The 13,351-nt window shown below is 72.4% G+C and carries 13 protein-coding genes; 7 read left to right on the top strand and 6 right to left on the bottom strand.

Annotated elements, in window-relative coordinates; all coding sequences use genetic code 11:
* Nucleotides 1-27: 27 nt before the first annotated feature.
* From ACGFYY_RS05140 to ACGFYY_RS05130, 3 genes are read left to right on the top strand one after another with little or no spacing between them, the layout of a single operon-like run.
* Nucleotides 28-1,281, top strand: coding sequence for a hypothetical protein (locus tag ACGFYY_RS05140; RefSeq protein WP_393707157.1), 1,254 nt, complete (start codon nt 28-30; stop codon nt 1,279-1,281).
* A gap of 20 nt (nt 1,282-1,301) precedes the next feature.
* Nucleotides 1,302-2,162 carry an Fpg/Nei family DNA glycosylase gene (locus tag ACGFYY_RS05135; protein WP_393707156.1) on the top strand — a complete coding sequence of 287 codons (861 nt, stop codon included), beginning with the start codon at nt 1,302-1,304 and terminating at the stop codon, nt 2,160-2,162.
* A 26-nt stretch (nt 2,163-2,188) separates the two neighbouring features.
* On the top strand, nt 2,189-2,575 hold the full coding sequence (locus tag ACGFYY_RS05130; RefSeq protein WP_365278425.1) for a hypothetical protein: 387 nt from the start codon (nt 2,189-2,191) through the stop codon (nt 2,573-2,575).
* Nucleotides 2,576-2,591: 16 nt separating this feature from the next.
* Here ACGFYY_RS05130 and ACGFYY_RS05125 read toward each other — a convergent pair whose 3' ends face one another.
* From ACGFYY_RS05125 to ACGFYY_RS05115, 3 genes are all read right to left on the bottom strand, one after another.
* Nucleotides 2,592-3,296, bottom strand: a complete 705-nt coding sequence (locus ACGFYY_RS05125) for a DUF4913 domain-containing protein (RefSeq protein ID WP_393707155.1) — start codon at nt 3,294-3,296, stop codon at nt 2,592-2,594.
* Nucleotides 3,297-3,380: 84 nt separating this feature from the next.
* The gene (locus ACGFYY_RS05120; RefSeq protein ID WP_051773767.1) at nt 3,381-3,845 is read right to left on the bottom strand and encodes a hypothetical protein; all 465 of its coding nucleotides are present in this window, start codon (nt 3,843-3,845) and stop codon (nt 3,381-3,383) included.
* Nucleotides 3,846-4,073: 228 nt separating this feature from the next.
* Complete coding sequence (locus tag ACGFYY_RS05115) at nt 4,074-4,613, bottom strand: sigma-70 family RNA polymerase sigma factor (protein WP_030756413.1); 540 nt, start codon at nt 4,611-4,613, stop codon at nt 4,074-4,076.
* Nucleotides 4,614-5,004: 391 nt separating this feature from the next.
* Here ACGFYY_RS05115 and ACGFYY_RS05110 point away from each other — a divergent pair, with 391 nt between their 5' ends.
* Nucleotides 5,005-6,204 carry a CapA family protein gene (locus ACGFYY_RS05110; protein ID WP_393707154.1) on the top strand — a complete coding sequence of 400 codons (1,200 nt, stop codon included), beginning with the start codon at nt 5,005-5,007 and terminating at the stop codon, nt 6,202-6,204.
* 18 nt (nt 6,205-6,222) lie between these two features.
* Here ACGFYY_RS05110 and ACGFYY_RS05105 read toward each other — a convergent pair whose 3' ends face one another.
* Nucleotides 6,223-6,684, bottom strand: a complete 462-nt coding sequence (locus ACGFYY_RS05105) for a universal stress protein (protein WP_030716454.1) — start codon at nt 6,682-6,684, stop codon at nt 6,223-6,225.
* A gap of 104 nt (nt 6,685-6,788) precedes the next feature.
* On the opposite strand from ACGFYY_RS05105, the gene lysX reads away from it, so the two are divergent.
* Complete coding sequence (gene lysX, locus ACGFYY_RS05100) at nt 6,789-10,109, top strand: bifunctional lysylphosphatidylglycerol synthetase/lysine--tRNA ligase LysX (protein WP_393707153.1); 3,321 nt, start codon at nt 6,789-6,791, stop codon at nt 10,107-10,109.
* Between the two features lie 41 nt (nt 10,110-10,150).
* Here lysX and ACGFYY_RS05095 read toward each other — a convergent pair whose 3' ends face one another.
* Nucleotides 10,151-10,591, bottom strand: a complete 441-nt coding sequence (locus tag ACGFYY_RS05095; protein WP_393707152.1) for a DUF6086 family protein — start codon at nt 10,589-10,591, stop codon at nt 10,151-10,153.
* A 146-nt stretch (nt 10,592-10,737) separates the two neighbouring features.
* On the opposite strand from ACGFYY_RS05095, the gene ACGFYY_RS05090 reads away from it, so the two are divergent.
* The gene (locus ACGFYY_RS05090) at nt 10,738-11,631 is read left to right on the top strand and encodes a polysaccharide deacetylase family protein (protein WP_393707151.1); all 894 of its coding nucleotides are present in this window, start codon (nt 10,738-10,740) and stop codon (nt 11,629-11,631) included.
* A gap of 40 nt (nt 11,632-11,671) precedes the next feature.
* Here ACGFYY_RS05090 and ACGFYY_RS05085 read toward each other — a convergent pair whose 3' ends face one another.
* Complete coding sequence (locus ACGFYY_RS05085; protein ID WP_033224048.1) at nt 11,672-12,334, bottom strand: class F sortase; 663 nt, start codon at nt 12,332-12,334, stop codon at nt 11,672-11,674.
* Between the two features lie 364 nt (nt 12,335-12,698).
* Here ACGFYY_RS05085 and ACGFYY_RS05080 point away from each other — a divergent pair, with 364 nt between their 5' ends.
* Nucleotides 12,699-13,217, top strand: a complete 519-nt coding sequence (locus ACGFYY_RS05080; RefSeq protein WP_033224047.1) for a hypothetical protein — start codon at nt 12,699-12,701, stop codon at nt 13,215-13,217.
* Nucleotides 13,218-13,351: the final 134 nt, after the last annotated feature.

Here is a 13,351-nt window from a genome sequence, read left to right as displayed (position 1 = left end):
GGCCCCGCTCCGTGAGGATCAGGGGCGATGACCAACGCCATGGACGAAGTACGCCGATTCCTGAAAAAGGAAGATCTGCCCGGAGCGGTGCGGTCCCTGCGCCCGCACGCCGAGACGGCATCGATCACCGAACTCGCCGAGGCCACGCGGGCCTTGGCCGAAGCCGCCGGGTTCGAGGACCTGGCCGGCGCCGCCAGGGCCGCCGCCGACCGGCCCGGCGAGCCCCAAGCCCTCTACGACCTCGGCTACGCCTGCGTCGAGCGCGGCATAGCCTTCCTCGCCGTCGCACCGCTCCGTGAGGGCCTCCGGCTGCTCCCCGACTCACGGGCGCTCCTCACCGAGCTGGTGTCCGCCCTGGAGGACGACGACCGGCACGCCGAGGTGGTCGACCTGCTCACCGGCCGCGGCCCGGAGCTGCCCGCCTGGCCCGAGACGTACCTCCTCGTGCACCACACCCTGCTGGCGGGGGACCTGGACACCGCCGCGCGGATCGGCGCGGACCTCCCCGCCCCCGAGGACCCGCAGTGGTCCGGCGCCCACGCCCGCCAGCGGCACCGGCTGCACCGCACGGACCGGGCACGCCGGGCCCAGAGCGCGGCCGGCCATCCGGATCCGCTGGGCCGCACCGACCTGCGCGGCTGGCACTACGGCCTGACCGGCGGAGTCCTGGGCACCCTTTCCGAGCACGGCTGGGACGCCGGGATGACCGGCCGGTTCGCCTACCTCGGGGACACCCCCGAGACGTGTCACCGCGGCCTGAGCCGGCTGGCACTCGCCCTGGAGGCCGCCGGGCGCCGCCCCGCCACGGTCTCCCTGCTGCCCGGCCGGTCCGACCGGATCCTCGGGCTCGCCGCCGCACAGGTGCTCGGGCTGCCGGCCGTACCGTACGACCCCGCACGGACGGACACCCTCGTCGTCGCCTACGACCTGAACGCGACCGACCCGGACCTGCTGCGTACCCTGCACGCGCGGACCGACGGCCAGATCCTGTTCGAGCACGCCACCTGCTGGACCGATCCGCCCGCGGTGGGCGCGGACTTCAGCACGCTGCTGTGCCAGTTCGTCTCCCCACGGTGGAAGGACGACGAGAGGCCCGAGGAAGAGATCGCCCAGGACATCGTGCGGGCCGCCGCCGACCCGGACGAGGGCGACGGCGCCACCCCGCCCGACCCCGACGAGGCCTTCCGAGCCTTCGTGTCCGCCGTCCGCGACGGCTGGCTCACCTCGCCCCGCGACCGCGTCGCCTCGCCCGGCCCGGTGCCCAGCTCGCGCTTCGCCTGAGCCGGCGGCAGGCTGGGACCATGCCGGAGCTGCCCGAGGTCGAGGCCCTCAGGGAGTACCTCGACGAGCACCTCACCGGGCGGGTGGTGGAGCGCGTCCTCCCGCTCGCGGTGAGCGTGCTCAAGACCTACGATCCGCCGCTGACCGCCCTCGAAGGGCAGCCGGCCGGCGCCACCGCCCGGTACGGCAAGTTCCTGGCCCTGCCGGTCGGCGAGCTCCACCTCGTCACGCACCTGGCCCGGGCCGGCTGGCTGCGCTGGCAGGACACCCTGCCGGCGCAGCCGCCGCGCCCCGGCAAGGGCCCGCTCGCCCTGCGCGTCAGCCTGGTCGGCGGCGGAGGCTTCGACCTCACCGAGGCCGGAACGCAAAAACGCCTCGCCGTGTACGTGGTCCACGACCCGCGGGAGGTGCCCGGCATCGCCCGCCTCGGCCCCGATCCGCTCGCCGAGGGCTTCGACCGGGACGCCTTCGCCGCGCTGCTCGCGGGGGAGCGGCGCCAGATCAAGGGCGTGCTGCGGGACCAGAGCGTGATCGCGGGAATCGGCAACGCCTACAGCGACGAGATCCTGCACGCCGCCAAGGTCTCGCCGTTCAAACTCGCCGCCTCCTTCACGCAGGAGCAGCTCACCGGGCTCTACGAGGCCGTACGGAGCACCCTGGGCGAGGCCGTCGGCCGGGCCCACGGGGTCGCGGCGGGCCGACTCAAGGCCGAGAAGAAGAGCGGCCTACGGGTGCACGGCCGGGCCGGTGAACCGTGCCCGGTGTGCGGGGACACCGTACGCTCGGTGTCGTTCGCCGACTCCTCGCTGGAGTACTGCCCCACCTGCCAGACCGGCGGGAAGCCCCTGGCCGACCGACGGCTCTCGCGCCTCCTCAAATAGCCGGTCGCTGCGTAGACTCCGGCACCATGGCCGAGGAGCAGCAGCAGTCGCCGCCCCGGCGCGAGATCGTCACCGGGGTCCCCCGGGGCGCCCGTCGCCGGCCGCCCGCGCACACCCCCGCCCGCTCGGAGATCTCCGAGCAGACCACCCTCGGAACCACCTACGTCCGGGCCCTCATGCGCAGCCAACTGCGGGCGGCTCTGGGATCGCTGGCCGGGCTGGTGGCACTGATCGGAACCCTGCCGCTGGTGTTCGCGCTCTCGCGCGACGCGTCGGGTCCGCTGGTGTGGGTGGCACTCGGCGTACTGGTGTACCCGGTGATGTGGCTCATCGCCCGCTGGTACGTCACCCGGGCGGAGCGCAACGAGGCCGATTTCACCGGCCTCGTCATGGACCCGGCCGACCGCGGCTGACAGGCCTGGGCGGGGCCTACGTCGGCTCGTACGGTTCCACCGGGAGCGGGCCGAGGGGTTCCCGCGCGTGGCCCTCGGGCGAGCAGGCGGCGAACGGGCCCTGGCGGGGGTCCATCAGGACCTTGAGGTGCGGATCGGCGTGCTGGATCCACCACGTCGTCATGCCGAGGGCCGCGTCGTGCCGCAGGTGTTCCCAGGCCAGCCAGAGCGCGGACAACCGGGCCCCCGCCTCGGGGTGTTCCCACCAGGACGGGCACCAGGTCGCGGACGTACCGTCCAAGGGGCGGCGGATCATGGCCGCCAGGTAGTCGGTGACGAAGATGAAGACGTCCGCGAAGTAGAACTCGGCCAACTCGCCCTTGGTCTCGGGCGTCGGCGTGCCGGAAACGGAGATCGGTTCCGGCTCCGGCCGGGGCAGCGGGTACAGCGCCAGCAGCGAGCCGAGGGCGTCGTCGCCGCGTCGAAGCTCCGTCAGGAGCCAGCTCAGGAGGAGGTCCTGGGACTCGGCGACCTCGGCGTACGCGTCCACCGCGAGGGAGGCGACGATCCGCTCCCGCCACTCGCCCAACTGCTTGCGCCAGCGCTCCTCCTCGACGGCCGTCCGGGACCCCGACAGGAAGCGCGCCACCGCCCATTGGTGTTCCTTCCAGGCATCGCCATCGGCTTCGGCCGTCACCCGCGCCGCCACCCGCTGCGCGTTCTCGATCGCTTTGCTGTCCATGGAACTGATGAGCGCCTTTCGAGCCAGGTAAGGGGTGCGCTGATCATATGAGTTCAGCGTCACGTGCCTGTGCTCGCGGCTCCGTCAGAACAGATGCATCGCCAAGTGACCCAGAGGTAGTCCGAGTTGCCAGGCCGGGGTCCACACGCGCGCGTTCTCGTCCAGCCCCGGCGGGATGTCGGTGTGGTCGGGCCGGCCGGGGTCGAGGTTGGTGGCGAACAACTCGGTGCTGTCCAGCCAGCGCCAGGCCGCCCGGGCCAGTTCCAGGTCGGGGTCCCCGCCGTCGCCGCGCTCGCGGGCCTCCTCGCCGAGCGCGAGGAACCGGGTGTGCACCCAGTCGCGCCACGGGTGTCCGTACGCCGTGAGCGACAGCCACTCGTCGAGCTGCGAGACCACCCGGATGCCGGAGAGCTCGCCGGCCGCGTCCGAGAGGTAGATCGTCAGGGCGAGCGTGTCCCGTCCGGCCCTGAACTCCAGGGTGCTGACCGGGATGAGCCGGCCCGTACGCAGCAGTTCGTCCGCGATGTACTCGGCGTACAGCCAGGCCATGGGCACCGCGAGCCCGCCGTCACTGGTGCCGTTACTACCCTCGGGCTGCACCGTTCCACCTTCTCCCGCGCTTCGAGCGTCCCGTCGTCAGTCCTGAGCCTTCACCGCGCGGCTCACGGAGCGGGGGATGTTTACTCAACTTGCACGCTCTGATGCCGAAAACGACGCGTTTTATGTCCGGTCCGCATCCATTCACGGCGTTACCCGACCCGTCGCCGTGCCGCCGGCTCAGGCGCCGAGGCCGTACCCGTACCCCTGGAGGCCCTTCTTCAGCGCCCGCAGGGCGTAGTACGTGCGGGATTTGACGGTTCCGGCCGGGATGCCGAGTTCGGCGGCGGCCTCCGCCACCGACCGGTCGCGGAAGTAGACCTGCATCAGCACTTCCCGGTGCTCCTGCCCCAGGGATCCCACCGCGCGCCGGACGTCGATCGCCGTGACCGATCCGGCCACCGCGTCCTGGGGCTCGGGTGCGTGTTCCAGCCCCTCCGGATCCACCTCCAGCGGCCGTGACAGTCGGGCCCGGCGGGCGTCGATCGCGAGCCGGCGGGCCACCGTGAACAGCCAGGGCCGCATGGAGTCGTGCCCGCTGGACAGGGCCTCCGGGTGCTGCCAGACCCGTACGAGGGTCTCCTGCACGAGGTCCTCCGCGCGCTGGGCGTCCCCCGCGGTCAGGCCGAGCAGGAAGCCGAACAGGGCCCGCCCGTGGTCGCGCTGCAGTTCGGCGAGTGCCTCGGGGTCCGTACGCGGGAGGGTGGGGGAGAGCGGCACGAGGGGCTCCTTCCGGGGTGCGTGGGGGGGGCCGTGGAGGCGGCGACGTGGAGGCGGCGCTCCGTCCACCCTGACCTGCGCGGAGCCGAGCCGGAACCGTCCGGTCCCGGTGGTGCGCCCAAGCACCCGGGTCGTCCGCCGGGCGGCCGTGCCGGTCGGTGAACGGTCGAACGGCGCGGCGAACGGCAGGCGGCGCTCCTACGGGCGGCCGCCCCTCGCTCCCGCCGCCCCCGCCCCACACACCCGCGCCGCTGTCCGCCGTGTCCGCCGTGTCCGCCGTTCGGGTGGGCGTGTGCCCGCGAGGCGGATCCGTCTCTTGACTTACGGCGCGTAGGTATATGGATTACTTGTGATCACATGTCAGATAATCGTATTAACGAGAGCAGGGCACATGACCACGCGAATCCGGCCGCAGGTGCTCGCCCTCCTGTCGGCCGTACTGCTGTCCGCCGCCGCCGGATGCTCGGGCGCCGGCAGCTCCGCCCCGGCCCACCTCGGGGACTCCGGCGGACCGGCCGCCCCCTCCAGCGCCGCCGGATCGCCCGCCGCCGAGGGCTTCACCCTGGTCGCGAGCGGCGACGTACTGCCGCACACCTCCGTCATCCAGCGCGCGGAGAACGACGCGGACGGCGACGGATACGACTTCGGACCGATGTTCTCCGGCGTCAAGGCCGTGGTCTCCGGCGCCGACCTCGCGCTCTGCCACATGGAGACCATCTACGGGGAGGAGGGCGGGCCCTTCTCCGGTTATCCCGCCTTCACGTCTCCGCCGGAGGTCGCGGACGGCCTGAAGGACACCGGATACGACGGCTGCTCCACGGCCTCGAACCACACCCTCGACGACGGTGCCGACGGCGTGCGCCGCACACTGGACCGCTTCGACAAGGTCGGCCTGAAGCACGCCGGCTCGGCCCGTACGGCCGCCGAGGCCGCCACGGTGACCACGTACACGGCGGGCTCCGCCAAGGTGGCGCACCTCGCCTACACCTACGACACCAACGGCTATCCGATGCCCGAGGGCCGGCCGTGGGCGGTCAACCTGATGAAGCAGGACAAGATCATCGCCGATGCGCGGGCGGCCCGGAAGACGGGCGCCGACGTGGTGCTGGTGAGCGTCCACTGGGGCACGGAATGGGAGACCGAGCCGGACGACACCCAGCTCTCGCTCGGCAAGGCGCTGACCGCCTCGCAGACCGGAGGCCGCCCCGACATCGACATGATCCTCGGCACGCACGCGCACATCCCGCAGCCCTACGAGAAGGTCAACGGGACCTGGATCGTCTACGGCATGGGTGACCAGGTCGCGGGCGAGATGTTCAATTACACGGGCGCGCGCGACATGCGCGGCAACTACGGCTCGATCGGCCGGTTCACCTTCGCCCCGCCGGCCACCGCCGGGCAGCGCTGGCAGGTCACCAAGGCCGAGTTCGTGCCGCAGATGATGGACCTGTCCGCGGGCCGGGTCGTCCACCTGCCCGACGCCCTCGCCAAAGACCCGGGCCGCGAGGACCACGAGAGCGCCCGGGACGCCATCAGCGAGGCGGTGCTCAGCCGCGGCGCCGCCAAGGACGGCCTGACCATGGGCAAGTAGACCGAGGGGGCTCGGGACCTACGGGACCACGGTGACGGGCCAGCGGCCCGCCTTGACCAGGCGGATCGCGACCGACCCCACGATGCGGTGGCCGGCCTGCTCGGAGGCGCCGACCACCACCGCGTCCGCCATCAGCTCGTCCGCCGCGCTCACCAGGCCGGCGTACGGGTCGCCGCGGAAGGTGTGGAACTGCCAGCGCACCTCGTAGATGCCCTTGAGCCGCTCCGCCGACGCGCGGATCTCGGCCACCAGTCCCTCCGCGATCTCCCCGGTGGTGTCCGCCACCGGCGCGCCCAGCGCGGCGCCGGCCGGGATCACCGGCTGGACGTACACCAGGGCCAGCAGCGCGTTCTGCCGCCGGGCCAGCCCCGCCGCGTAGGCCGCGGCCCGCAGCGAGGACTCCGATCCGTCGACCCCGGCCAGGATCACCTTCGGGCCGTCGGTGCCGCGTTCGAATTCCGTGTTCACGTGCTCCGTCACCCTGCCGAGGATAGGCCGTGCCCCGCGACGCCCGGAGCCCGGCCCGGGGAGCGCCCCTCCCGCTCGGCGCGCGCCCGGGCGCCGCCCTCCCTACAGTGCGAACCATGAGTGCCACCAGCGCCACCAGCGCCACCGTGGAGGAGAAGCACGGAACCCGGAACCGCTTCCTGAACCGGGTACCCGACGGGTTCGGCGCGTTCTTCGGCGCGCTCGGCCTGCTCTGCGCCCTGCTCGCACTCTCGCCCACGCTGCGGCGGCTCCTGCGGCCCATCGTGCGCTTCCTCGACCTGATCGTCGTCCCGGTCAGCGCGAACCTCGCCTACGCCGTCTTCCTCTTCCTCCTCGCCGCCGCACTCGGCACCCGCAAGAAGGTCGCCTGGCGGATCGTCATCACCTATTTGGCCCTGTTGATCGTCGACGACGTGCTGGAGATGGCCGTCGGCGAGTACTGGATCGGCGTCCCGTCCATGGTCGTCGCCGTCGCCGCGATGGCCCTACTGATCGCCGCCCGCAACGAGTTCTACGCCGCCTCGCGCCCCGGAGCCCTGTGGCACGCCCTGCTCGTGCTCGGCCTCGGCCTGATCGCCGCCGTACTCGTGGGCTGGGGGCTCGTCGCCCTCTTCCCCGGCACCCTGCCCAAGGGCCAGTGGCTGGACTGGGCCGCCAAGGAGGTCTTCGGCGGCCTCTTCTCGGCCCGGGAGTTCGACGGCCACCCGCCCCGCCCGCTCTCCTTCCTGCTCGGCCTCTTCGGCGCCGCCGCCCTGCTCAACGCGGCCATGACCCTCTTCCGCTCCCAGCGCCTGACCGCCGCCCTGCACGGTGACGAGGAGCCCCGTATCCGCGCCCTCCTCGGCGCCTACGGACGCAACGACTCCCTCGGCTACTTCGCCACCCGGCGCGACAAGGCCGTCGTCTTCGCCCCCAACGGCAAGGCCGGCGTCACCTACCGCGTCGAGGCCGGCGTCTGCCTCGCCAGCGGGGACCCGGTCGGCGACCCCGCCTCCTGGACCGCCGCCATCGACGCCTGGCTGGCCGTGGCCCGCCGCTACGGCTGGCAGCCCGCCGTCATGGGGGCCTCCGAGGACGGCGCCACCGCCTACGGCCGCTCCGGGCTCGGCGCCCTGCAACTGGGCGACGAGGCCATCCTGCACGTGGCCCACTTCGACCTCGACGGCCGCGACATGCGCGTCACCCGCCAGGCCGTCAACCGGGTCCGGCGCACCGGCGCCACCACCGTCATCCGCCGCCACTCCGCCCTCTCCCAGGACGAGATGCAGATGATCGTGGAGAGCGCCGACAAATGGCGCGACACCGAGACCGAACGCGGCTTCTCCATGGCCCTGGACCGGCTCGGCGACCGCGAGGACGGGGACTGCCTGCTGGTCGAGGCCTTCGACGACAAGGGCACGCTGATCGCCCTGCTCTCCTTCGTCCCCTGGGGCAAGGACGGCATCTCCCTCGACCTGATGCGCCGCGACCGCACCGCACCCAACGGGGTCATGGAGTTCATGGTCGCCCAGCTCTGCGCCGCCGCCCCCGGTCTCGGCGTACGCCGGATCTCCCTCAACTTCGCCGTCTTCCGTTCCGCCTTCGAGGAGGGCGGCCGGATCGGCGCCGGCCCCGTCCTCAAGCTGTGGCGCAAACTGCTCCTCTTCTTCTCCCGCTGGTGGCAGTTGGAGGCGCTTTACCGCTCGAACGTCAAGTACGGCCCCGAGTGGTACCCGCGCTTCCTCTGCTACCAGGACGCCGGCTCGCTCGCCCGGGTCAGCCTCGCCTCCGGCATCGCCGAGGGCTTCGTCTCCGTACCCAGCCTGCGCACCCTGTGGGGCAACGGCCATCCCAAGGGCCTCACCGCCATCGCCTCCACCGAGGGACTGCCCGCCATCGAATCCCTGGGCCTGGACGCGGTCGAACAGGGGGACGCGGGGACCCCGGCCGAGCGGCTGCCCGAGCAGGTCCGCGTCCGCCACGCGAAACTGGACCGCATCCGGGCGGCCGGTACCGACCCCTACCCGGTGGGGATCCGCGCGCGCACCCACACCGTCGCGGAACTGAAGGCGGCCCACCCCGACCACCCGCCCGGCGCCCGGACCGGCGCCGAGGCCACCCTCGCCGGACGCGTGATGGTCGTACGCGACCTCGGCGGCGTGGTCTTCGCGGTCCTGCGCGACTGGTCCGGGGACGTCCAGCTCATGCTCACCCGCGACGAGGCCGGGACACAGGTGCTGGACTCCTTCACCTCGCAGGTCGACTTCGGCGACCACGTACTCGTCAGCGGCGAGGTCGGCGCGAGCAAGGCCGGTGAACTCTCCCTCGTGGTCCGCTCCTGGCAGCTCACCGGCAAGTGCCTGCGCCCCCTTCCGGACAAGCGCAAGGGCCTCGCCGACCCCGAGGCCCGGGTCCGGCGCCGCTACCTCGACCTCGTCGCGAGCCCCGAGGCCCGGGACGTCGTACGGGCCCGCTCCAGCGCGGTCCAGGCCCTGCGCCAAGGCCTCCTCGACCGCGGCTACCTGGAGGTCGAGACCCCGATGCTCCAGCAGATCCACGGCGGGGCCAACGCCCGGCCCTTCCGCACCCACATCAACGCCTACGACCTCGACCTGTACCTGCGGATCGCGCCCGAGCTGTACCTCAAGCGGCTCTGCGTCGGCGGTATGGAGAAGGTCTTCGAGATGGGCCGCACCTTCCGCAACGAGGGCGTCTCCTACAAGCACAATCCCGAGTTCACGATGCTGGAGGCCTACCAGGCCTTCGCCGACTACGACGTGATGCTCGACCTCACCCGCGAACTGATCCAGGGCGCGGCCACCGCCGCCTTCGGCTCGCCCATCGCCCACAAGGCGGGACCGGACGGGAAGCTCGTCGTCCACGACATCTCCGGAACCTGGCCGGTGAAGACCATGTACGGGGCCATCAGCGAGGCCCTCGGCGAGGAGGTCGACGCCGACACCGAGGAGATCGTGCTGCGCGGGCTGTGCGATCGCGCCAAGGTGCCGCACGGACCGGAGGACACCCGCGGCGACGTGGTCCTGGAGATGTACGAGCGGCTGGTGGAGGAGAGGACGAAACTGCCCACCTTCTACAAGGACTTCCCGACCGACGTCTCCCCGCTCACCCGCCAGCACCGCCGGGACCCCCGGCTCGCCGAACGCTGGGACCTGGTGGCCTTCGGCACCGAGCTCGGCACCGCCTACTCGGAACTGACCGATCCGGTGGAACAGCGCCGCCGCCTCACCGCCCAGTCGCTGCTCGCGGCGGGCGGAGATCCGGAGGCCATGGAGCTCGACAACGACTTCCTCGACGCCCTGGAGTACGCGATGCCGCCCACCGGCGGCCTCGGCATCGGCGTGGACCGCCTCGTCATGTTCCTCACGGGCCTGACGATCCGGGAGACCCTCCCCTTCCCGCTGGTCCGCCGCGGCTGACCGCCCCGGGGCGCGACCTCGTCGGCGCGTGGGGCGGGCCCTCATTGCCTCGGCATCCGCCGTTCCAGACGCGCCGCCAGGTCCCGCAGCCCCGTGGACCAACCACGGCCGGGCGGCGGAGCGGCCATGCCCGCGGCGGAGACCTGTACGTCCTCGCGCGGGCCGTCCGGATCAGTACCGAGCCGCTCCCAGTCCACCCGGATCCCGGCTCGCTCCGCGAGCACGACCACGGTGGCGGTGAAGCCCTCCGAGAGCGCGAGCACGATGGCGTGACTCGTCCTGCGGTGCTGTACCAGCAGGGCGTCGACGAAGCCCGCGAAGGCGATCGGGTCGATCCGGCACTCGTCGTTCTCCATCGGCCCGATGCCCGAACCGAGCCCCAGCTCCGCCTCGAAGACCGCCACCTGGCGCCGGAACATCCGCGAGGCCCCGTTGGACGGGTTCCACAGCGTCACGTCACCCATGTCGAAGTACTGACTCACTGACTCATCGCCGCCCCCCGGATCATCCCGACGGACCAGTGTAGACAGCATGATCGACATCGCGGGTGTGAGCCGAGCGGGTGAGGGGAACAGGGCGCCTCCGCGCCTCTCGACAACTCCGGCGATGTCGTTGATACGTAGTAATAATGAAAAATGACGAGCCGACAGTAGGGCGGCGCACGGTCCTGCGTACCGCCGTCTTCCTCGGGGTCGCGGCCGCCTCCGGACTGATCAGCGTCACTGGTGAGAGCGGTACCGGAGGCCCCGGGCCGGGACCGGGCGGGTCCGGGGCACCGGCGGGGCCGGGGGCGCCACCCGCGGCGGGTGCGCCGGGGTCGCGCGTGCGGGCGCTGCCCGAGAAGTCCTACCGGCTGCAGCCGATGACCGCCGACGCGCCGGTGCGCGCCGCGGCCGTGAAGCCGACCGTACGAAGCCGTCCCATCCTGGAACTCCCCGCCGAGACCGCCGCGTCGGGCGGCATGGTGCTCACCTTCGACGACGGCCCGGATCCCCGCTACACCCCGGCCATCCTCGACACCCTCGCCCGGTACGGCGTGCACGCCATGTTCTTCGTCTGCGGGGAGATGGCCACCGAGAACCGGAATCTGCTGCGCCGCATGGTCGACGAGGGCCACGTCATCGGCAACCACACCTGGACCCACCCGCTCATCCCGCAGCTCAGCCGGCCCGCCCTCGCCTCCGAGATCGGCCGCACGAGCGAGGTCGTGCAGCGAGCCGTCGGCGAGGCGCCGCTGTGGTTCCGGGCACCCTACGGGGCCTGGAACCGGGCCGCCTTCGAGATCGGGGCGGAGCACGGTATGGAGCCGCTCGCCTGGACCGTGGACAGCCTCGACTGGACCGAACCGGGGACCCCGACGATCATCTCCCGGATCATGGGCGGCGCGGCCCCCGGCGTGATCGTCCTCTCGCACGACGCCGGGGGCAACCGGTCGCAGAGCGTCCAGGCGCTCTCCTCGTACCTTCCCCAACTGCTCGCGCGGGGCTACCGGATGACCCTCCCGGTGCTGCCGCCCCGCTGACCCGGGGGCCCGCCGCGGCGGACGCTCCCGGGCCCAGGCCCTAGCGGGCCTCCACCATGCGGGCGAAGACGACCACGTTGCCGTCGTAGCCGCGCGCCTTCGAGTATCCGCCGCCGCAGGTGATCACCCGGAGCTCCGGGTGCCCGGTGTCCCCGTACACCCGGGCCCCGGGGAAGGCCTCCTTGGAGAACACCTCCACGCCGTAGACCTCGAACACCGCCGTACGGCCGTCGTACCGCTCCACCTCGATGTGGTTGCCCGGCTTGACCGAGCCCAGGCCGTAGAAGACCGCGGGGCCCTGTGCGTTGTCCACGTGCCCCACGATCACCGCCGAGCCCCGTTGGCCCGGCGAGATGCCGTTGAGGTACCAGCCGGCGAGGTTGCGGTCCTGCGGCGGCGGCGCGTCGATCCAGCCCTCCGCGTCCAGCCCGACCGTCATCACCGGCGCGTCCACGTTGATCGTGGGAATCCGGATGCGCTGGACCGACGAGTGCTCCAGCACCTCCATGTCCGCCGGGGGAGTCGGCGGATTCGCCGGCAACTGGTCGGACGTCACCGCGACGGCCGAGGCCGCGGTGGGCTGCGGGGGGCCGTCGCCGATGTTCACACCGTTGCGCACCATGGCGAGGCCGGTGAGCATGACCAGGGCGAGTACGCCCCACGGCGAGTATCTGCGTTTCTGCCCGGTCTCGTCCTCGCCCATCGTTCTCCCTTCCCGACGCGGGGGTCCCGACCCGCGTTCCTGTCCCGCCCCTGTACGCCCTACTTCACGCACGCTAAGGCCGAGCCGACGGGACGGCGAGGGGGGAGGGGCGAACGGGTGGCCGCCACCCGGAGGGGGCCGGAAGGGGTGCGCCCATCCAGGTAATCGTCACATAAATGCCTGACGGGTCGTGACCTGCGGATCCGTCAGCCGCGTCGTCCGCGCTTCGGCGTGTCGCTCAACCGGGCGGCCCAAAGCCGGAAATGCGGAGGTTGCGGGTCGACCCGAGGGTTCGACGTGGGAGGCGTTCTCGTCGATCATCCGGGGCCGACGCTCCGGGGCGCTTTCCCCTGGAGGTTCCACCATGCGTGTTGTGCGCGCTCTTACCGTGGCGGCGGCAGCCTGCGCCGCGATCGGCCTCAGTGCCCCATTCGCCTCCGCGAACCAGGATCCCGGGGGCCGGGGTGGGAACGGGGGTGGGAACGGCCCCAGCAACATCTCGGTCAACCCGTACTCCGTGCACCAGGGATCCACGATGCAGGTGAGCGCGGCGGGTTGCGGTCACGGCGGTACCGTCGCCTCGCCCGGCAACTTTCCGCCGGCCAACCTGTCCGCCGGCTCGATCGGCTTCGCGACCGTCCGGATCTTCAACCACGCCTCGCCGGGCCACCACACGCTGTCGGTCAAGTGCAACGACAGCAATCTGGTCGCCACGCACCGCTTCACGATCCTCGAGGGCAATCCCTCGCAGGGCGGCATCGGTGGATCGTTCGGCCCGTCCACCGCCGAGACCGCCATCGGCGCGGGCCTCGTCGGGGCCGCGGCCCTGGGTGCCGGAGCCCACGTGGTGCGTCGTCGGCGCCCGCTCCGCAGCCGGGCCTGACCGGTCTCCCCGGACGCGGATCCCCCGCTACCGCCCATGGGCCCCCGCCCGACCCGCGGGGCGGGGGGGGGGGCGGGGGGGGGGGGGGGGGGGGGGGCGTACTTGGGGAGGGGGGGGACCCCCCGCGCGCCGGG

It is taken from the genome of Streptomyces sp. NPDC048331, from assembly GCF_043201215.1.
In the GTDB taxonomy this organism is placed as follows: domain Bacteria; phylum Actinomycetota; class Actinomycetes; order Streptomycetales; family Streptomycetaceae; genus Streptomyces.
The sequence above is the reverse complement of the archived record's forward strand: the minus strand, read 5'-3'. Positions and strand labels throughout refer to the sequence as shown.